General features: G+C 65.1%; 12 protein-coding genes. 5 read left to right on the plus strand and 7 right to left on the minus strand.

Annotated elements, in window-relative coordinates; translation table 11 throughout:
• Positions 1-54: 54 nt before the first annotated feature.
• The 3 genes from GYA94_RS20150 to GYA94_RS20160 form a co-directional block, all read right to left on the minus strand.
• On the minus strand, positions 55-1350 hold the full coding sequence (locus GYA94_RS20150; RefSeq protein ID WP_161892951.1) for an NAD(P)/FAD-dependent oxidoreductase: 1296 nt from the start codon (positions 1348-1350) through the stop codon (positions 55-57).
• Between the two features lie 13 nt (positions 1351-1363).
• Positions 1364-2452, minus strand: coding sequence for a polyamine ABC transporter substrate-binding protein (locus GYA94_RS20155; RefSeq protein ID WP_161892952.1), 1089 nt, complete (start codon positions 2450-2452; stop codon positions 1364-1366).
• 68 nt (positions 2453-2520) lie between these two features.
• Positions 2521-3879 carry a glutamine synthetase family protein gene (locus GYA94_RS20160; RefSeq protein ID WP_009682756.1) on the minus strand — a complete coding sequence of 453 codons (1359 nt, stop codon included), beginning with the start codon at positions 3877-3879 and terminating at the stop codon, positions 2521-2523.
• Positions 3880-4063: 184 nt separating this feature from the next.
• On the opposite strand from GYA94_RS20160, the gene GYA94_RS20165 reads away from it, so the two are divergent.
• Together GYA94_RS20165 and GYA94_RS20170 are read left to right on the plus strand one after the other, a co-directional pair.
• Complete coding sequence (locus GYA94_RS20165; protein ID WP_161892953.1) at positions 4064-4963, plus strand: helix-turn-helix domain-containing protein; 900 nt, start codon at positions 4064-4066, stop codon at positions 4961-4963.
• Between the two features lie 74 nt (positions 4964-5037).
• Positions 5038-6948, plus strand: coding sequence for an AAA family ATPase (locus tag GYA94_RS20170; protein ID WP_110677537.1), 1911 nt, complete (start codon positions 5038-5040; stop codon positions 6946-6948).
• Positions 6949-6988: 40 nt separating this feature from the next.
• Here the strand turns inward: GYA94_RS20170 and GYA94_RS20175 are convergent, their stop codons facing one another.
• Positions 6989-8374 (minus strand): aldehyde dehydrogenase family protein, encoded by a 1386-nt coding sequence (locus GYA94_RS20175; RefSeq protein ID WP_054904725.1) that lies wholly within the window; start codon positions 8372-8374, stop codon positions 6989-6991.
• A gap of 107 nt (positions 8375-8481) precedes the next feature.
• Between GYA94_RS20175 and ptrR the strand changes: the two genes are divergently transcribed.
• Positions 8482-9351 carry a putrescine utilization regulator PtrR gene (gene ptrR, locus GYA94_RS20180; protein ID WP_161892954.1) on the plus strand — a complete coding sequence of 290 codons (870 nt, stop codon included), beginning with the start codon at positions 8482-8484 and terminating at the stop codon, positions 9349-9351.
• A 234-nt stretch (positions 9352-9585) separates the two neighbouring features.
• A complete protein-coding gene (locus GYA94_RS20185) occupies positions 9586-10107 on the plus strand; it encodes an acyloxyacyl hydrolase (protein ID WP_110677531.1) in 522 nt (173 codons plus the stop codon).
• Positions 10108-10138: 31 nt separating this feature from the next.
• On the opposite strand, the gene GYA94_RS20190 is transcribed toward GYA94_RS20185, so the two are convergent.
• The 3 genes from GYA94_RS20190 to GYA94_RS20200 form a co-directional block, all read right to left on the minus strand.
• On the minus strand, positions 10139-12268 hold the full coding sequence (locus GYA94_RS20190) for a TonB-dependent siderophore receptor (protein WP_161892955.1): 2130 nt from the start codon (positions 12266-12268) through the stop codon (positions 10139-10141).
• 128 nt (positions 12269-12396) lie between these two features.
• Positions 12397-13788 carry an efflux transporter outer membrane subunit gene (locus tag GYA94_RS20195; protein ID WP_161892956.1) on the minus strand — a complete coding sequence of 464 codons (1392 nt, stop codon included), beginning with the start codon at positions 13786-13788 and terminating at the stop codon, positions 12397-12399.
• Between the two features lie 15 nt (positions 13789-13803).
• Positions 13804-14583, minus strand: a complete 780-nt coding sequence (locus GYA94_RS20200) for a helix-turn-helix transcriptional regulator (RefSeq protein WP_161892957.1) — start codon at positions 14581-14583, stop codon at positions 13804-13806.
• 417 nt (positions 14584-15000) lie between these two features.
• Between GYA94_RS20200 and GYA94_RS20205 the strand changes: the two genes are divergently transcribed.
• Positions 15001-21339, plus strand: a complete 6339-nt coding sequence (locus tag GYA94_RS20205; protein WP_161892958.1) for a non-ribosomal peptide synthetase — start codon at positions 15001-15003, stop codon at positions 21337-21339.
• The last annotated feature ends 126 nt before the right edge of the window (positions 21340-21465 follow it).

The following is a 21465-nucleotide window of genomic DNA, read 5'->3' on the forward strand; positions in this document are numbered from 1 at the left end:
GCGCTCGATCTCCCAGGCGATGCATATCTTTTGCCAAATAACACCCACACATTGCTAGCCCAACACCTCACGTAACCGGTACCACAACATCCCCAGCGCCAGCAGTGGCGAGCGCAGTGCCTTGCCACCGGGGAACGTCAGATGCGGCACTGCACTGAACACATCCAGGCCGTGGCTGTGGCCCAGGGCGATGCTTTCCGCCAGCAGCTTGGCTGTCCAGTGAGTCACGTTCAGCCCGTGCCCGGAATAGCCCTGGGCGTAATACACGTTGGGGTGTTGGCTCAAGCGCCCGACCTGGGGAAAGCGGTTGGCGGTGATGCCGATCATGCCACCCCACTGGTAGTCGATGCGCACATCGGCCAGTTGCGGGAATACCTTCAGCACCTTCGGCCGCATATACCCGGCGATGTCCTTGGGGTCGCGGCCGGAATAGTGGCAGGCGCCGCCGAACAACAGGCGGCGATCAGCGGTGAGGCGGTAGTAATCCAGGCCGACTTTCTGGTCGCACAGTGCCATGTTCTGCGGGATCAAGCGGCTCGCCAGTGTTTCGGGCAGCGGTTCGGTGGCCACCACGTAACTGCCGGCTGGCAGCACCTTGCCACTCAGCCGCGGTTCCAGGTCGTCCAGGTGGGCGTTGCAGCCCAGCACCAGGCGGCCCGCGCGCACGCTGCCGTGTGCCGTATGCACGGTAACGCTGGGCCCATGCTCGATACGCAGCACCGGGCTTTGCTCGAAAATGCGCACGCCCAGGGTATGGGCGGCGCGGGCCTCGCCCTGAACCAGGTCGAGCGGGTGCAGGTGCCCTGAACCCATGTCCACCAGGCCGCCGGCGTACCGGTCGCTGGCGACGATCTCATGCAGCTGCCCGCTTGCGACCAGCCGTGTTTCGTGGCGGTAACCTAGCGCTGCCAGGTCTTGCAGTTCATCCTTGAAGGCGTCGAACTGCGCGGGCGTGTTGGCCAGTTCGCAAAAGCCCCAGCGCAGGTCACAGGCAATGTCGTAGCGGGCGATGCGCGCGGCGACCAGCGCCACCGAGTCGATGCCGGCCTGCTTGAGGTAGCGCACGCCATCCTGGCCGACATGCCGGGCAAAACCGCTGACATCATGGCCGATGCCGCGAATCAGCTGGCCGCCGTTGCGGCCACTGGCACCCCAGCCGATGCGCCGCCCCTCCAGCAGCACCACCGACAAACCACGCTCGGCCAGCTCCAGCGCCGTATTGACCCCGGTCAGCCCACCCCCGACCACACACACATCAGCGCTCAGGTCAGCGTCGAGGCTGGGGTAGGGGGCCGCATCGCGCGCAGTGGCTGCATAGTACGAAGCGGTGTGTTGGGTATTGAATGACATAGAGGGTCTCGGCTCAGCGGTTGGACTTGATCTTGCTCCAGGAGCGGGTCATGACGCGCATGATCTTCGGGCTGGGGGTACTGGAAATGTACAGCTTGTCCAGTACCTCCTGCGGGGGGTAGATCTCGGGGTTGTCCACCAGCGCGGCATCCATGTAGGCCTTGGCGTCCGGGTTGGCGTTGGCATAGCCGACCGTGGCGCTGACCTTGGCGATCACCTTGGGGTCGAGCAGGTAGTTGATGAAGGCCAGCGCCTGCTCCGGGTTGTTCGCATCCTTCGGAATGGCCAGCAGGTCGAACCACAGGTTGCTGCCTTCCTTGGGAATGCTGTAGGCGACCTTCACCCCGTTCTTCGCTTCCACGGCGCGGTTGGCCGCCTGGAACACGTCACCGGAATAACCGAACGCTACGCAGATATTCCCGTTGGCAAGGTCGGAAACATACTTGGACGAGTGGAAATAGGTGATGTACGGGCGCAGCTCGAGCAAGCGCGCCTCGGCCTTGGCGTAGTCGGCCGGCTTTTCGCTACGCGGGTCCATGCCCAGGTAGTTGAGCACGGCGGGGAACAGTTCATCGGGCGAGTCCATGAAGGCCACGCCGCACTGCTTGAGCTTTTTCAGGTTATCGGGCTCGAACAGCACCGCCCAGGAATCGATGCGGTCTACGCCCAATGCAGCCTTGACCTTTTCCACGTTATAGCCGATGCCATTGGTGCCCCACAGGTAGGGCACCGCATACTGGTTGCCCGGGTCGTTCTGCTCAAGCTGCTTGAGCAGCTTGGGGTCCAGGTGCTTCCAGTTCGGCAGTTTGCTGCGGTCCAGCGGCAAGAATGCACCGGCCTGGGCCTGGCGGGCCAGAAAATGGTTGGAGGGCACTACCACGTCGTAGCCGGTGCGCCCCGCCAGCAGCTTGCCTTCGAGGGTTTCGTTGGAGTCGAACACGTCATAAACCACCTTGATGCCGCTGCTGGCCTGGAAGTCGGCCAGGGTGGTGTCACCGATGTAGTCGGTCCAGTTGTACACGCTCACAGTGGGCGTGGCGTGGCTGGTGGTGGCGAACAGCAGGGTGAATGCCGCGGGGATCAGGGCTTGCAGATGACGCATGGGAACACCTCGTTGGTTTTGTTCTACGAGTTCAGGTGTGGTGGGGGCTGCACAGCCCCCAGGGCGGCTCAGACGCTCAGCATCAGGAACTCGCGCTCCCACGAGCTGATCACGCGCTTGTAGTTCTCGTGCTCGGCCCGTTTGACCGCCACATAGCCCTGCACGAACTGCTTGCCCAGGTACTGCTGCACGGTCTCGCAGTCTTCCATGTGCTGCAGCGCATCTTCGATGGTGATGGGCAGGCGCAGGTTGCGCCGCTCGTAGGCGCGGCCCTGCACCGGGGCGCTCGGGTCGATCTGCTCGACCATGCCCAGGTAGCCGCACAGCAGGCTGGCAGCGATCGCCAGGTAAGGGTTGGCATCCGCGCCGGGCAGGCGGTTTTCCACGCGCATCGCTTCCGGGCTGGAGGTGGGGACGCGCAAACCGGCGGTGCGGTTTTCTTCACCCCACTCGACGTTCACCGGTGCCGAGGTGTCCGGCAGGAAGCGGCGGAACGAATTGACGTTGGGGGCGAACATCGGCAGCAGCTTGGGGATGTACTTCTGCAACCCACCAATGTGGTGCAGGAACAACGGGCTCATGCTGCCGTCGTCGTTGGCGAAGATCGGCTTGCCGGTGGCGATGTCGACCACGCTCTGGTGCAGGTGCATGGCACTGCCCGGCTCGTCGGTGATCGGCTTGGCCATGAACGTCGCAGCCACGTTGTGCTTGAGCGCAGCCTCACGCATGGTGCGCTTGAACACGGTGATCTGGTCGGCCAGGTCCAGCGCGTCGCCGTGGCGGAAGTTGATCTCCATCTGCGCCGGGCCGTCTTCGTGGATCAGCGTGTCCAGGTCCAGGCCCTGGATTTCACACCAGTCATACACGTCCTCGAACAGCGGGTCGAATTCGTTGGCGGCATCGATCGAGAACGACTGCCGGCCGCTTTCGGCCCGGCCGGAACGCCCCAGCGGCACTTGCAGTGGCAGGTCCGGGTCTTCGCAGCGCTTGGTCAGGTAGAACTCCATCTCTGGCGCGACAATGGGTTGCCAGCCCTTGTCAGCGTAAAGCTTGAGCACTTTCTTCAGCACGTTGCGCGGCGACAGCTCGATGGGGTTGCCTTGCTTGTCGAAGGTATCGTGGATCACGATCGCGGTAGGTTCGATGGCCCACGGGATCTGGTACACAGCGCTCGGGTCGGGGCGGCAGACCATGTCGATGTCAGCCGCATCGAGCAGGTTGTAATAGATATCGTCGTCAACGTAGTCGCCGGTGACCGTTTGCAGCAGCACGCTCTCGGGCAAGCGCATGCCACGTTCGTGAAGGAACTTGGCGGTCGGTGCGATCTTGCCGCGGGCGATGCCGGTCAGGTCGCTGATCACGCATTCTACTTCGGTGATCCGGTGTTCTTTCAGCCAGGTGGAGAGCTGATCGAAGGGGGCGTTCATACAGACCTCTTGGTTGGGTTTTTTATGTGGGAGGCGCTGCACCCGCCGAAGCCGTTGCACAGCTTCAAGGGCATCGCGCTTCCCAGGTGACACGCTGGAGGCTATCTTGGGCTCGGCAGCCCATCGCCATCTATCCACTTTCTTCGGCATTCAATGCACCAAAAGAGTGCAATCAGGACAAAGCGTGACAACGCCCAACGCCTTGCAGGTACAAGCTTTCCACACCTCGGATGTGTCCGAGCAGGTTCGCATCACCCCCGGTTGGCAGCAGCAGTACCGGCAGATGTCGCCGGGCCATTTCAGCGGCCAGTTGCGCTGCCTGGGGCTTGACGGCGTGCAGGTCTACGAAGAACGCCTCAACACCCGGGTAGAGCAGTTCTTCCGGGCGCCGAGCGGGTCACTGGCGTTCTGCTTCGACCAGAGCGAGAACAGCCTTTACCTGCTCAATGAACAGAGCCGCAACATCTGGATCACGCCAGAGAATTACCAGGAAGTGGCCGTCGTGTTCGACCAGACGTTTCTCGCCAGCCACGGCCTGGACCCTCGCAGGCTCGACGGTTTGTTCATGGTGCCGCTGGGCAGTGGCCAGAATGCGTTGTTCGGCAGTTGGCTCAGTGCCACCCTGACCCGCCTGGGCGAGGCTGGGTGCCCGTTGCAGGGGCAGGCGTTGGCGGAGCAGTTGCTGGAGGACTGCCTGTTCATCCTCGACAATGCCTGCCAGCGCTTGCAGGGCATGGCCATGGGCCGGCGGGACGAGGAGCGGGCGATCATGCACCGGGTCAGCGAGTGGGCGGCTGACTGCCCGGAAGAAACCTTGAACCTGGTGGAACTGGCGGCGGTGGCGGGCGTGTCGCTGCGCCAGTTGCAGCAGGCTTTCAAGGCCTACACCGGCATGCCGCCCGCGCACTGGTTGCGGTTGCGCCGGCTCAATGGGGCGCGGCGCGATCTGTTGCGGGGCGGTGGCGTGACCGTGGCGGAAGTGGCGATGCGTTGGTCGTTCTGGCATTTGGGAAGGTTTTCAGAGAGTTACCGGCAATTGTTCAAGGAATTTCCGAGCGAGACACTCAAGCGCGTCAAGCGCTGAACCGCCGGCCCGCAAGTGCAGCAGCCGGCGCCGAAAATTGCTATCGTGCCAGCCTGTTTCGACCCGAGGTGCCGATGTTCTACCTGCCTTTGCCCAGTGACCAGGCTGACAGCCTCGCCAGTGTTCCCCTTACCGACTTCTTCAGCAGCGCCAGCCTGCTTCAGGCCGCTGCGGTGTTGTTCGTGCAAAACCTGCCTCGCCAGCCGGCGACTGCCTCCGCCGATGCTCAGGAGCGCCGCTTTGCCGAGATCGTGCGGATCGCCAACGACGTTGAACGTGCCGCGCCTGGGCGCTTCCAGGGGCAGGTGGCGCAGCACTTCGACCGTGAAGCCTTCGCCATGGGCCTGGGCATGCTGGGCGAAAACGGCATTGCGCTGCTCAGTGGTGAAGTGGCGTACAGCGCAGATGAACTGCAGGACGACGAGGGGCAGTGGAATTTCCAGTTCGCCGACCGCTATCGCCAGCGCGCCACGCCGCTGCACCCCGTGCACCTGCCGGCGCTGGCCAGCGACCTGATGCTCAGCGACCAGCAGAACCGGCTGTTGCGTGAATTTCTGGGCGGTATCGACGAATCGGTCGCCGTGCAGGGCTTTGCCGGTACCGGCAAGACCTTTCTGATCCACCAGTTCGCCCGGTTGCTGGAGCCGCAGCGCACCTTGTTGCTGGCCTTGACCGAGGGCCAGTTGCGTGCGCTGCAGGCGCGGGTCAAGGATGCCGCTGCCTACACCGCGCTGACCTTCGGCCAGTTGGCCGACGAGCTGTTGAACCGCGACCTCACCAGCAACGGCTGGCGCCTGCGCGACCCTTACCGCACCAAGCGCTCGTGGCGCCCGCAAGAGGCGCAGGTGGTGCGCTGGCTGGCCATCCCCGACATTGGCCCGCTTGCCGCGCGCGACGTGGTCGCCTTGTGCATCCGCGCGGTGCGGGCGTTTTGCCACAGTGCCGACGCGCAGGTGCAGTTGCACCACCTGCCCTGGGCCGGGCCGGGCACATCGCCGCTGGACCAGGAAGTGTTGCTGGAAAAGGCACGGCTGTACTGGCAGGAGCTGATTCGCCCGTCAGCGCGGGAAATCCAGTTGCCGGTACGCGACTACCACCGGGTCAAGCTGCTGGCGCTGACCGGCCTGGTGATTGACAGCGGCTACACCCATGTCATCGTCGACGAGGCGCACGAGTTGTCGGCACCGATGCTTGCCGTACTTGACCGCAGCCCGCAAGCGGTCATCGCCCTCGGTGACGAACTGCAGAACCTGAACGGCCTCAGTGCGCACCATGGCAGCTTCATCCGCCAGCGCTGCATCGACCACTCGCTGCGCGCAGGGCCGGCGATGGACAACGTGCTCAACCCGCTGATACAGGCGCACCCGGCATCGATCCAGGCGGCCTTCAGTGGGAGCGCCGAGCACTACACCCGGGTCAGCTTCTTCGATGCGGTCACGGTGCCGGAACAGCCCACCGCGTTGATCGTCGATGACGAGTGGGGGCTGTTTGGCTGGTTCCAGCGCCTGACGCACCAGGGCGTGCCGTTCGTGCTGCTGCAAAGCGCGCGCAAGGACTTCGAACTGTTCGTGGAGGATTGCATCGAGCTGTACCGCCATGGCACCCGGCCTCGTCACCCGATGCTGTTCCGCTATGCCAGCTGGCAGGCGCTGGAGCAGGACAAGGGTGAGGACAAGGCATTCGTCGCGGTGGCCAACCTGCTGCGCAAGGGCTACACCCCGCAGCACTTTGCCCAGGCCAAGAGCCGTTACCGCTGGACCAAGGCGCCAAAGCTGTTCCTCGGGCGGGTAAGGGATGTGAAGAACATGGAGTTTGCCCGGGTGATGGTGTCGCCCGAGCTGATGGTCACGCCGCAGGTGGCCGGTAACCGCAATGAACGGGCGCGCCTGCTGGCAGGCTTGTACACCGCCTGTTCACGGGCGCGGCATGAGCTGATCGTGCCGGGGGGGATGCTGGACTGGGTCAAGGACCAGGTGCGCGATTGAGGTTGGCAGAGGCTGCAATGCAGCCCCTGCTTCACTGGACTCAGTTACGGTCCAGCCACACGGTCTGGGCATTGGTGAACTCCCGCACACCAAAGTGCGACAGCTCGCGCCCGAAGCCGCTTTTCTTCACGCCGCCGAACGCCACGCGGGGGTCGGATGCGCAGTAACCATTGATGAACACGCCGCCGGTATCCAGCGCGGCAGTCATGCGCTCGGCCAGCGCATAATCGGCGGTGTAGATGGTCGCCGCCAGGCCGAATTCGCTGTCGTTGGCCAGCTCCACGGCATGCTCGGCGTCACGGGCCGTGATGATCGCCGCCACCGGGCCGAACAGCTCTTGCTTGAATGCTGTCATGTCCGGGGTCACATTGGCGAACACGGTCGGGGCATAGAAGTTGGCAACGCCTTCGACCTTGTGGCCGCCCAGCAGCAGGGTGGCACCCTCGGCCAACGTCGCCTGTACCTGGCCATCCAGCTCGTCGCGCAGGTCGTAGCGGGCCATGGGGCCGATGTAGGTGTCGTCCTGCAGCGGGTTGCCCATGTTCAGCTGCCGGGTTGCCTCGACGAACTTGCGGGTGAACGCGTCGGCAATGCTTGCTTCCACGATCATGCGCTTGGCCGCTGCGCAGACCTGGCCGGTGTTCTGGTAGCGACCGATGACGGCTGCCTGGACTGCGGCGTCCAGGTCGGCGTCAGCCAGGACGATGAACGGGTCGGAACCGCCGAGTTCGAGCACGCATTTTTTCAGTGCGGCACCGGCCTGGGCACCGATCGCCATGCCGGCACGCACGCTACCGGTCAGGGTCACCGCGGCAATGCGCGGGTCGTTGATGGCGCGGGTGACGCCCTCCGGGGTCACGTTCAACACTTCGAAAACGCCTTGCGGCAGGCCGGCATCCTTGAACAGTTCGCCCAGCAAGTAGGCGCTGCCCATTACGTTCGGCGCGTGCTTGAGCACGTAGGTATTGCCGGCCAGGATCGCCGGCACGGCGCCGCGCAGTACCTGCCAGACCGGGAAGTTCCAGGGCATCACCGCCAGGATCGGGCCCAGCGGGCGGTATTCGATGCGGGCCTTTTCGACCTGGGTAGGCTCGGCGGCCAGCATCGCGGGGCCATGCTCGGCATACCAGCGGCACAGGCCAACGCACTTGGCGACTTCGCCGCGGGCCTGGGCGATGGGCTTGCCGATTTCACGGCTGATCATCTGCGCGAAGGCCTCGGCCTTGGCTTCAAGGGTGCTGGCCAAGGCGAGCAGGTACTCGCTGCGCTGACCCAGCGACACTTGGCGCCACTGGCGGTAGCCGGCCTTGGCACGCTGCAGCGCCGCTTCCAGTGCGGCGTCGGTGTCGAACGGGTAGGCGCCGATCTGCTCGCCGGTGTACGGGTCGAGGGAGATGGCGTGGGTCAGGCTGCTGATCGCACTCATGGCAGGGCACTCTCGTCGTTATTGAACAGTGGAGCCAGACTAGTGGGCTATGGCTTTAATGAAAACTGAATAATAATGAGCGAAACATTCACGTTTGGAGAAAGGCTGTGGACCTGGTGCAACTGGAGATCTTCAAGGCCGTGGCAGAGCAGGGCAGCATCAGCGCTGCCGCGCAGCATATCCATCGGGTGCCTTCCAACCTGACCACGCGCATCAAGCAGCTGGAAGAAGACCTGGGTGTGGAACTGTTCATCCGCGAGAAAAGCCGCTTGCGCCTGTCACCCGCGGGTTGGAACTTCCTGGAATACACACGGCGCATTCTCGACCTGGTGCACGAGGCCCGCCTGACCGTGGCCGGTGAAGACCCGCAAGGCACCTTCGCCCTGGGCTCGCTGGAAAGCACCGCAGCCGTGCGCATCCCGGCCTTGCTGGCGGCCTACAACCAGCGCTACCCCAAGGTGGACCTGGACCTGTCCACCGGCCCTTCAGGGACCATGCTCGAGGGGGTGTTGTCTGGCCGGCTGGTGGCTGCGTTCGTCGATGGCCCGGTGTTGCACCCCACGCTGGAGGGCATCCCGGTGTTCGAGGAAGAGATGATGGTCATCGCACCGCTCAATCATGCCCCGGTGACCCGCGCCCAGGACGTCAACGGTGAAAACATCTACGCGTTCCGGGCCAACTGTTCGTACCGGCATCACTTCGAAAACTGGTTCGTCCAAGACCAGGCGGTTCCCGGCAAGATCCATGAAATGGAGTCGTACCACGGCATGCTCGCCTGCGTCAGCGCCGGGGCCGGCCTGGCCATGCTGCCGCGCAGCATGCTCGACAACATGCCGGGCTGCAGCACGGTCATTGCCTGGCCCATGTCGGAAGACTTCCGCTACCTGAAAACCTGGCTGGTGTGGCGACGTGGCACAGTATCACGCAGCTTGAGCATGTTCGTGAAACTGCTTGAAGAAAAGAATGCAAGCCAATGATTTACAAATACTAATCTACGTCTAGTCCGCACGTCTGCACGGCGCTCGCGGTCTGGTACCGCCTCACACCGCAACGGTCTATGAGCAATAATGGCAATTTACTTCCAACTTTCTGATTATCGGACAATAATCAGAAAAGTATTACCTCGTGTGACCGGTCGCGATGAACCGGTCACCGTTTAATCGAGGGGCTACAGCCCCCGCTTGCCGTGTAGACCATCAGGAGAGTCGTAGATGAAAACCCGTCTCGCAGCATCGCTGGCCGTTGCCGTGCTGGCGCTTGCCGGCGCTGGCATGGCACAGGCCGCGCAGGTGTCCGGCGCCGTGGGCGTTACCAGCCAGGGCGACATGACCTACCGCATTGGTATGTCGTTCGACTGGGACAAGAAGTGGCTGCAAAGCGACATCGGCTATGTCAGCGGTTACTGGGACGCCGGCTACACCTACTGGGAGGGCGGCGACGCCAGTGGCGCCCATTCGCTGTCGTTCAGCCCGGTGTTCACCTATGAATTCAGCGGTTTCACCTACACCCCGTACATCGAAGCGGGCATCGGCCTGGCTGCGTTCTCCAAGACTGATGTGGGCGACCAGCGCCTGGGTTCGTCGTTCAACTTCGAGGACCGTATCGGCCTTGGCCTGAAACTGCCAGGGGAGCAGAAAGTCGGGCTGCGTGCGATCCATTATTCCAACGCCGGGATCAAGCAGCCCAACGACGGCATCGAGTCGTATTCGCTGTTCTACAGCAAAGGTTTCTGACAGGTAGGGCTGCTTATGCAGCCCCAGCCGTTCAGAAGGTGTACGCGACGCCAGCCTGTACCGTACGCGGCGCACCCGGGTAGGCATACAGGTTGAATGCGCCTTCGTCATACGCCTTGTTGAACAGGTTCTTCACATCCAGGTTCAGGCGTATATGGTCGTTGACCTGGTAGAAGGTCAGCAGATCAACCACCGTGTATTGCTCCATGGTGTAGGTGGTCGCCTCGGTCTGGCCGTTGCGGTCATCCACGTATTTCACCCCAAGCCCCAAGCCAAGCCCCTTGGCGACACCGTCCTGGAACTCATAGGTGTTGAGCAGGCTGAAACTGTTGCGCGGGATATTGGCCAGTCGCGTGCCGGTTGGCAGGCGGTTGTCCTTGGTCACTTCGGCATCCACATAGGCGTAGCCGCCAATGACGCGCCACTCGGGGGTGACATTGCCAGCAACGTTGATATCCAGGCCCCGGCTGCGCACTTCGCCGGCCGCCACGCTGTAGTTCGGGTCCACCGGGTCGCGGGTCAACACGTTTTCCTTGACGATGTGGTAGACCGCTGCGTCGACACTCAGCTGGCGGTCGAGCGCTTCCCATTTCACGCCCAGTTCGTAGGATTTGCCCTTTTCCGGGTCGAAGCCCCCGCCGCTGGCCGGGGTTCCCGTGTTGGGTTTGAAAGAGCGCGCGGTGTTGGCGTAGACGGCGACCGTGTCGGTGAGGTCATAGACCAGGCCAATCCGGGGCGTAGCACCGTTTTCGCCTTTGCTGAAATCACCGGCATTGTCCAGCTTGTTGTCGTAGTCATGCTCGAAGCGCTCGAAGCGTACGCCTGCCAGAGCCTTCAAACGCTCGGTCAGGGCCACCTGGTCCTGGATGAAGAAGGCCCAGGTCTGCAGGTTCTCCTTGTCCCAGGTCGTGGTGCGGGTCAGCGCCGGCCGTGGCTGGCCAAGTACCGGGTCGTAGATGTCGATGGGGTAGGTGCCCGCCACCGCAGAGGACCGCTGGATGATCGAGTTGTAGTCATAGTTCTCGTACTCCACCCCTGTCAGCAAGGTGTGGCTGAAGCCGCCGGTGTCGAAGTAGCCGGTCAGGTTCAGCTGCCAGTCGCGATCGGTCCACTCCAGCTTGCGGTAGTTGAAGTTACGCTCCAGCGTTCGCCCATCCAGCGGCGCGCCGTTGGCTTCGACCGCATTGCCCTTGAGCGAGCCATCGAGGAACTGGAACCCGCCCGCCAGCGTCCAGTTGTCATTGAGCAGGTGCTCGAAACGCACCTGCGCCATGTTGTTGTCATTGTGCAGCAGGTTGTCGCTGCCTTTTTCCCAGATATAGGTGTCACGCCAGGCGCTGCCACGCTGGGTGGCGTAGCGGGTCAGGCCGCGGTCCAGCGGGTGGTTGTTGCGCATGAAGTCGCCTTCGAACACGACCTTGGTGGTGTCGTTGACCTGCCAGCTGAGCACTGGCGCCACGTCATAACGCTCGCTTTGCACATCATCACGGAAACTGTCGCCGCCCTCGCCAAGCAGGTTCAGGCGGTAGGCCAGCGAGCCGTCTTGGTTCAGCGGGCCGGCGGCGTCGAGGGTGGCGCGGTGCATGCCCTGGTCGTCGAACTGGCTGCCCAGGGTGACCTTGGGGTCTGGTAGCGGCTGCTTGCTGACCACGTTGAAGGTGCCGCCGGGGTCGCCACGGCCGTACAGGCTGCTGGCCGGGCCGCGGATCACCTCCAGCCGCTCGACGGTATTGGCGTCTGGTGCGTTGGGGTAGCCACGGTTGATCGGGAAACCGTTACGGTAGAACTCGCCGGTGGTAAAGCCGCGCACGGTGAAGGTGGTAAGGCCCTGGCCACCGAAGTTGTTGGCCCGGCCGACGCCACCGGCATAGTCCAGGCCGTCTTGCAGGCGCGTGGCACCGGTGTCTTGCAGTACCGCCTTGGGCACCACGCTGACCGACTGCGGTGTTTCGTGCAGCGCGGTGTCGGTGCGGGTGGCACTGGCGGAACGGTTGGCCTTGTAGCCGAGCACTGGGCCATCAGCCCGTTCGCTGTCGGCTGTGCCAGTGATGCTCAGGGCCTGAAGTTCGATCTGGGCCGGGTCGCTGAGCGGTTCGGGCTCGGCGAGGGCCAATGGGGAGACAGCATGAAGCACACAAAGCGAAACGAACGTGCGACGCATCGACTGGACGATCCTGAAGTAGGGCGCTGGGAGAAATTTGCGCCGCGAAATTACTACGAATCATTATCAAATGCATTAATTTTAAATCGCACGCGCGTGCCAGATGCGCTGCACGCCTGGGCCGGCGTTCAATCCTGGTCATCCCACCCGCCACCCAGTGCCGCAAACAGGTTCACCTCTGCCAGCAATTGCGCCAGGCGGTCGTTGATCAGCCCTTGCTGGGCACTGAACAACGCGCGCTGCGCGTCCAGGAAGGTGAGGCTGCTGTCCACGCCAATGCGGTAACGGTGCTCGGCCAGGTCGTAATAGCGTTGGCTGGCCGCGACCAGGTCGCGTTGTGCCTGCAGTTGGCGCTGGTAGGTCGCCCGCGCGGCCAGGCCATCGGCAACTTCCTGGAATGCGCGCTGGACGGCTCGCTGGTACTGCGCCACCTGAATATCCTTCTGCAGGCGCGCGTAATCCAGGCTGGCGCGCAGGCTGCCTGCGGTAAAGATCGGCAGGTTGATCTGCGGTTGGAACAGCCAGGTCCCCGAACCTGCATCGAACAGGCCACTGAGCTGGGGGCTGGTGCTGCCGGCATTGGCGGTGAGGCTGATGCTGGGAAAGAACGCCGCCCGCGCAGCACCGATATTGGCGTTGGCGGCGCGCAACTGGTACTCGGCCTGGCGTATGTCGGGCCGCCGCTGCAGCAAGTCAGACGGTAAACCGGCCGGCAGCCTGGCAATCTGCTCGGCCGCCAAGGGCTGTGCGACCCCCTTCGCAGCAACCGGGGCACCCACCAGCAGCGTCAGCTGGTTGAGGTCTTGCGCGACCAGCCGCCGGTAACGCGCCACTGCCGCCCGGGTGCTGTCCACGCGGGTGCGCGCCTGCACCTCATCCAGTGCCGACAGCGTGCCCGCCCGGCGCTGGTTACGGGCCAGGCGCAGGCTGCGCTGGTCAGTGGCCAGGGTTTCGTTGGCCAGGGTCAGCAGCGCCTGGTCGGCCTGCCAGGTCAGGTACACACTGGCAACGCTCGCCACCAGGCTCAGGCGGCTACTGCGCCGTGCCTGGTCACTGGCCAGGTAGTTCAGCAATGCCTGGTCGTTGAGGCTGCGCACCCGGCCGAACAGGTCGATTTCGTAGGCGCTCAGCCCCAGCGTGGCCGCGTAGCTGGAACTGATCATGCCTTTGCCGGTACCGGTCATGCCCCTGGGCAGGTACTGACGCTGGCCGTGGCCATCAGCCGCCACCTGGGGTAGCCGTTCGGCGCGCTGCACGCGGTATTGTGCCTGCGCAGCCGCGACGTTGAGTGCGGCGGTGCGCAGGTCGCGGTTGTTGGCCAGGGCGGCCTCGATCAACTGGCGCAGCACCGGGTCGCGGAATACCTGCTGCCCGGCTTCGACCGGCGGTGGCGTATCGGCGGTATAGGCGGGCCCTTGCGGAAACTGCGCGGGTACCGCAGGGGCGGGGCGGTGGTAAGCAGGGGCAAGTGAACAGCCGCACAACAGCGCGGCAAACAAGGTCAACACATGTCGGGGCATTGCAGGTTCTCGCAGTCAGGCACCGGCCATCCATTTCGCCAGGCCGTGGCGGCCGCTGACCCCTAGTTTGGCCGTGGCACGCTTGAGGTAGGTTTCCACCGAGCTGTTCTTCACATTCAACCGCTGGGCCATTTCTGGCACGGTACCGCCAGTAAGCAGCCCCAGGCATACCTCCTGTTCACGGGTCGACAGGCGCACGGCCTCGTGCACCAGCCGTTCACAGAACGCCTGGCGCAGCGAACCTGCCTCAAGCTCGCCCTGGGCCCCCCCTGCAGCGCGCGTGGCGCCCTGTTCAAGCAGTTGACCGTGGTGCTCGACCAAGGGCAGCAGGGTGTCGGACAAGCACTTGAGCTGGGACAATTCACCCAGGGCGAAGGCGCGCTGGCACGGCAGGCGATGAAAGCTGATCACCCAGCGCTTGCGGCCATTGCACGACACCAGGTGGCACTGATGGGCACTCTGGCGCGGGTGCAAGGCGCCAGGCGGGGCCTTGAACTCGATCAGCAGTGGGTCTTTCATCTGCATGATGCGCTGCAGCAGCGGTTGGTGCTGGTTTTCGCCAGCGGCGGCGGGCTGCAGCCCAGCACTGCCCAGCACCTTGATATGGCTGACATTCGCCCGCTGCGGGTCAAGCGTCCATTCGCTGAGTTCGAGCCGGTGAACAGGCACCTGTGCTGCCACCAGGCCCAACATCTGGTCAGCAAAGCCTGCGGCGCCGGTGCTGGCGATCAATTCCCCCAATTGCAGGTAAAGCTGTGGGTCGGGGCGGTAGTCGCGGCTGTCGGTCAGCATCATTTCCTTGTCGTCCTTGGTTCAGGGTATTGCAGCAGGTGGTTTGGCGGGCCAGTGCTCCAGGGTGGAAGTAGGGTGGGGTGGGCGTATTCAAGCCCGCTGGCAGGCTGGCGTCTGTAATGGAAAACCGGGACAGAAAATGCCACCAAACGGCTGCCTTGGGTGGCGGCCGCACCACGCGGCGCGTGTGCCGAAGGCTGATTTGCCGGGTATTTGACGCCAGAACCACGGCGAATGCGCCCTGATCGCAGCGCGTAGACGCTGCCGTAGGCCATCGTGGGTGGTCGGCTATGGCCAATGTCCTACACGTTTTTCAGCAGGCCGCCCGCGCGTCCCGATTGTCCGGGTTTGGCAGGCCATACAGCTGTCGGCAGCGGTGCTTGAATGCGCGGATGATCAACCAGAAGGACCTGCCGAATCATGCCTGCCCCAGACACTTTCGCCCTGACCATCGCCCAGCGTGACATCTGGCTGGACCAGATCAGCCATGGCGACTCACCGCTGTACAACATCGGGGCGTACGTCGAGTTGCAAGGGAATGTGGATGCCGGGCTGCTGCAGCAGGCGCTGCAGCACCTGGTGGCTGAGCACGATGGCCTACGAACGGTGCTGGTCACGCAGGGCGGGCTTGCCCGCCAGTACTTCGCCACGCACATGGCGGTCACCCTGGGCCGGCATGACCTGCGCCAGGCCAGCGAGCCTTTCGCAGCTGCATCAGGCTTGCTCGAGGCGCAAATGCGCACCCCTTATCAGCTGGATGCCGCCAGCCCGCTATGGGCGGCCACCTTGATCCGCATTGGCGAACAGCGTTACCTGCTAGCGCTGCAAGCCCACCATCTGATCCTCGATGGCTGGGGTGTGGACCAGTGGTTCAAGCAGCTCGCAGACCATTACCGCCTGTTGCAGCAAGGCCTGCCCCTGCCGCACGGGGCGGCGTCCTACACAGCCTTCATCGAGGACGACGCCCAGTACCAGGCATCCGCGCGGCAAACCCGCGATCGCGACTACTGGCTGGCCAAGTACCAGCAGTTGCCCGATGCCCTGCTGGCCCCGCGCGAACGCGCGAGCGCGGCAACCGCCACGCCCAGTGGCGCGCAGCGCCAGCCGTTCGACCGCCAACTGCTGGCGCGCATGCGCCGCTGCGCTGCCGACCTGCAAGCCTCGCCGCTGCACGTGCTGCTGGCCGCCTTGCACGTCTGCGTGACGCGTACCTGGCAGCGCGACGAGTGGGTGGTCGGGCTGCCGGTGCGCAACCGCGGCAACGCGCGCTTCAAGGCGACCCTGGGGTTGTTCACCCAGGTCAGCGCGCTGCGCCTGGGTTTTGCCCGCGAGTGCTCGTTCGCCACGCTGGTGCAGGGCATCCGCGATGCGCTCAAGCAGGATTTTCGCCATCAGCGCTTCGCCCTCAGTGAGCTCAACCGCAGCCTTGGCACACTGCGCGAAGAACGGCCGCAGCTGTTCGAACTGATGGTCTCGTTCGAGGACGACAGCAACGCACTGCAAATCACCGATGCGCCTGGCCATACGGTGATGATCTGCAACGGCCACGAACCCACGCCACTGAGTGTCCACCTGCGCTGCAACAGCCACAGCGACGCAGCCATGCTGCACGTGGTGCACAACCGCGCCTGGTTTACCGACGATGAAGCCCAGGCCCTGGCGCAGCGCCTGCTACACGTGCTGGAGCAAGGGCTGCAACAGCCGCAGGCGACAGCCGGCGACTTCGACCTGCTTACCGCGCCTGAGCACGCTGCGCTCGAGCGGTGGAATGCCACGCAAATGCCAGTGGCGGCGGCGGGCCTGATTCAGCAGCGCATCCAGGCCCAGGCCAAGGCCCGGCCGGCCGCAGTGGCGGCGCGCTTCCATGACCAGGCGCTGACCTATGGCGAACTGGAGCGGCGCGCCGAACTGCTGGCGCAGCACTTGGCGGGCCTGGGCGTTGGGCCCGAACGCCGGGTAGCGCTGATCGCCCAGCGCGGGCTGGATACTTTGGTAGGGTTGCTGGCCGTGCTCAAGGCCGGCGCTGCCTATGTGCCCATAGACCCTGCGCACCCCCGTGAGCGGCTTGCCTATCTGCTTCAGGACAGCGCCCCGGAGGTGCTGCTGACCCTGTCCCGGCTGGTGGATCGGCTGCCGGCCCACACCCTGGCGCAGATCGAACTGGACCGCTTCGACTGGGCCGCAGCGCCCGCCGGGGCGTTCGAGTTCGCCGCACAAGCGCCCACAGACCTTGCCTATGTCATCTATACCTCCGGCTCTACCGGCTTGCCCAAAGGGGTAATGGTCGAGCAGCGCATGCTGGCCAACCTGGTCGACTGGCACTGCAGCAGCTTCGACCTCGGCCCTGGGCGGCAGCAATCGAGCCTGGCAGGTTTCGGCTTCGATGCCATGGCCTGGGAGATCTGGCCGGCGCTGTGCAGCGGCGCGACCTTGCACCTGGCACCGGTGCGCGACGGGGCCGAAGACATCGACGCCTTGCTCGCCTGGTGGCGCGCGCAGCCGCTGGACGTCAGCTTTCTGCCCACCCCTGTGGCCGAGCATGCCTTTGCCCAGGGCGAGCTGCACCCCACCTTGCACACCCTGCTGGTCGGCGGCGACCGCCTGCGCCGCCTGGCCCGCGAGCAGCGCTACCGCGTGGTCAACAACTACGGCCCCACCGAAACCACGGTGGTGGCCACCTCGGGCGAAGTACTGGCGGGCAGGCCGCTGCATATCGGCGGGCCGGTGGCCAATACCCGGCTCTATGTGCTCGATGCTCAGCGCCAGTTGCTGCCGCCCGGTGCCGCGGGCGAGCTGTATGTGGGCGGCCAGGGGGTAGCCCGTGGCTACCTGAACCGCCCGCAGATGACAGCCGAGCGCTTTGTTGCCGACCCGTTCAGCCGCGAGCCGGGCGCCCGCCTGTACCGCACCGGGGACCTGGTGCGTTGGCTACCCGACGGCACGCTGGAGTACCTCGGGCGCAACGACGACCAGGTCAAGGTCCGTGGGGTGCGGGTTGAGTTGGCTGAGATCGAGGCCGCGCTCACCCGCCATGCGGCCGTGCGCGAAAGCGTGGTCATGTTGCGCGATGGCCAGCTGCAAGCCTGGTTCATCGCCGACCTGCCGGTGACGCCGCGGGCGTTGCATGAGCACCTGCGTGAACGGCTGCCGGTCGCCTTGTTGCCGGGGGCCTTCGTGCGCCTTGAGCGCTGGCCGCTGACCGCCAATGGCAAGCTCGACCGCCGGGCGTTGCCGCACGCCGACGAAAACAGCCAGGTGCGCCGCGAACATGAAGCGCCGCAAGGCGCAGTCGAACAACAGCTGGCGCAGCTGTGGGGCGAGTTGCTGCAGGTTGAACGGGTAGGGCGCCAGGACCACTTCTTCGAACTCGGTGGCCATTCACTGTTGGCCGTGCAATTGATCGAACGCATGCGCCAGCAGGGCTGGCAGGCGGACGTGCAGGTGCTGTTCGGGCAATCGACCCTGGCCAGCCTGGCTGCCAGCGTGACTCGGGTCGAACAGCCAGTACTGCCGGGCAACCAGGTACCGCCGGGTTGCCAGCGCATTACCCCGGGCATGCTGGCACTCACCGAACTGGACCAGGCTGCCATCGATCGCATCGTGGCCACGGTGCCCGGTGGGGCCGCCAATGTGCAGGAAATCTACCCACTCGCCCCTCTGCAGCAGGGGCTGCTTTACCACCATGTTGCCGACGCCCGCGACCCCTACCAACAGCAAGCGTTGTTCGCCTTCGCCAGCCATGCACAACTGCAAGCCTTTGCCGCTGCCCTGCAGCAGGTGATCGAGCGCCACGATATTCTGCGCACCAGCCTGTGCTGGGAAGGCCTGGAGCACCCGCAGCAGGTGGTCTGGCGTCAGGCGCGCCTGCCAGTCGAGCAGTGGCACGGCCCCGCTGCGCAGTTGCGCAGCCACTTCGACCCGCAACGCCAGCCCCTGGACCTGCGCCGGGCGCCGATGATGGCGCTGGTGTGCAGCGAGGCTACCGACCAGGGCCGTTGGCTGGGCTTGTTGCGCTTCCATCACCTGGTCAACGATGCGGTATCGCTGCAGGTGCTGCTGGGTGAGCTGGCAGCCTGCATGGCCGGGCAGGGCGAGGGCCTGGCCACGCCAGTGGCTTACCGCGACTATGTCGCCGCCAGCACCCAGGCCGAGCGCCAGGCCGGTCACGCTGCCTTCTTCAGGGCGCAACTGGCCGGTATCGAACCGCAAGCACCGATCCCCGGTTATGGCGGGGCGCCAGTCGATGAGCAGCAGTTGGAGCGCTGCGACCATCGCCTGGCCGGCGAACAGGTTGCCGCGTTACGCCAGCAGGCACGGCACCAGGGCGCCAGCCTGGCCAGCCTGCTGCACCTGGCGTGGGCACAGGTGCTGGGCAACCTCGGCGGGCGTGACGAGGTGGTGCTGGGCACCGTACTGCTGGGGCGCAGCATGGCCGGCCCCGGTGCCGGCAGCGCGATGGGCATGTTCATCAACAGCCTGCCGTTGCGTGTCCCGCTGGCCCAACGTGTACCCGGCCAGGCGCTGCGTGAAACCCATGCCGGGCTGGCCGCCTTGCTGGCGCATGAGGATGCGCCGCTGATCCTGGCCCAGCGTTGCAGTGGCCTGCCCGCAGGCAGCGCACTGTTCGACAGCCTGGTGAATTACCGCCAGGGCAGCCTGCCGTTCGGCCAGGTGCTGCCCGGTGTAGCGCTGGTCGAGGCCAGCGAGGTCGAGAGCCACGGGCTGGTGCTGACCGTGGATGAGCAGGCAGATACGCTGCAACTGGCCGTGCGTGCGCCGCGTGCGATCGGGGCGCAACGGGTCATGGACTTCGTGCTCAACGCCCTGCAGCAATTGGCCGATGCGCTTGCCCGCGGCAGCAGTGAAGGCCTGCAGGCCCTGTGTGCAGTGCCACACAACGAGTTGCAGCGTTTGTTGCAGGGCTTGAACCGCACCGAAGACCCGCACAGCCCAACCTGGCAGACCCTGCCTGCGTTACTCGAGGCCCAGGTTTGGCGCACGCCACAGGCCATCGCCCTGCAGGCGGGCGACGAGAGCCTGGACTACCAAACGCTGAATGCCCAGGCCAACCGCCTGGCGCACCAGTTGATTGCCCAAGGGGTCGGCCCGGACAGCCGGGTGGCTGTGTGCGTGGAGCGCGGCATTTCGCTAATGGTGGCCTTGCTTGGCGTGCTCAAGGCCGGCGGTGCCTATGTGCCGCTGGACCCCGGCTACCCGCAGGAACGCCTGCGCTTCATGTTGCAGGACTGCACGCCAACCCTGGTGCTGGTGCACGGCGCTACCCAGGGCCTGTTCGCCGGCCTGGCCTGTCGCTGGCTCGACCTGGACGCGCACAGCTGGCAGGCCAACCCGGCCGATAACCCGCAGGTCGAGGGGCTGGGGCCGTCAAAACTGGCCTATGTGATGTACACCTCGGGGTCCACGGGCACCCCCAAGGGGGTCATGGTGGAGCACCGTGGGCTGTGCAACCTGATGCACTGGGGGTCGCAAATCTGCCCGCCGCGCCCTGGGGATGCGCTGTTGCAACGGGCGCCGTGCACATTCGATGGCTCGGTGTGGGAGCTGTTCTGGCCCTTGACTGCCGGCCTGCGCCTGGTCCTGGCGCGGCCGGACGGCCACCGTGACCCGGCGTACATGGTGCAGCTGATTCAGGCCCGGCAGGTCAGCGTCGTCAAGTTCGTACCGGCCCTGCTGCACCAGTTCCTCGAGCAGCCGGGCGTGGAGCGCTGCACCAGCCTGACCGATATTTTCTGCGGCGGCGGCGAGCTGACCCTGGCGCTGGTCCACAGCGTGCGGCAACGCTTGCCCGGCGTGCGCCTGCACAATGTCTACGGCCCCACCGAGGCTACGGTGGACAGCACCGCGTGGACCTTGCAAGCGCAGCAACCCTTGCCCACGCAGGCGCCGCCGATTGGTCGGCCAATCAGCAACACCCGGCTGTATGTGCTGGACGCGCACGACCGGCCGGTGCCCCTGGGCGCGGTGGGCCAGTTGCACATCGGCGGTGTCGGCGTAGCGCGCGGTTACCTGGGTTTGCCGCACTTGCAGGCCGAGCGTTTCATTGTCAGCCCGTTCGTCGAAGGTGACCGCCTGTACCGTACTGGCGACCTGGTGCGCTACCGCGCCGACGGCGAACTGGACTTCGTGGGGCGCAACGACTTCCAGGTCAAGTTGCGGGGGCTGCGCGTTGAACTGGGTGAAATCGAAGCGTTGCTGGCCGCCTACCCGGCGGTGGGGCAGGCGGTGGTCCTGATGCGAGAAGAGCGCCTGGTGGCGTACTTCACCTGCAACGATGGCCAGCCGGCGCCGGCGCTGGAGGCGCTGCGCAGCCACCTGCTGGCGCGCATGCCCGAATACATGGTGCCGCAGGCCTTCGTGCGCCTGGCGGCGTTGCCACTGAGCCGCAATGGCAAAGTGGACCGCAGCGCGCTGCCGGCGCCGGATGCCGAGGCCGTGATCAGCCGTGCATACCAGGCCCCGCAGGGCGAACTGGAAACAGCGCTGGCCGCGATCTGGACCGAGGTGCTGAAGATCGAACAGGTGGGCCGCGACGACAACTTCTTCGAGTTGGGCGGGCATTCGCTGCTGGCGGTCAGCCTGGTGGCGCGCATGCGCCAGGCCGGGTTGCATGTGGACGCCAGAACCTTGTTCAGCCAGCCGACATTGGCGGGGCTGGCGGCCAGCACCCAGCGCGAGCAGCTTGCCGTGGTGGTGCCACAAACCACCATCCCTGGCCTGGGCAAGCGCCGGCGCCTCTGACCGGCGCTTGCCATGAACGCAGCCTTGCATCGCGCAGGGCTGCTTCACCCTCCTGCCTTCAGCCCAGGGCGGCGCCATGCACCGCGCAGGCTCGAATTGTCCCCACTCTCCATGTCAGACCGCCCG

The organism is Pseudomonas juntendi (assembly GCF_009932375.1).
In the GTDB taxonomy this organism is placed as follows: Bacteria; Pseudomonadota; Gammaproteobacteria; order Pseudomonadales; family Pseudomonadaceae; genus Aquipseudomonas; species Aquipseudomonas juntendi.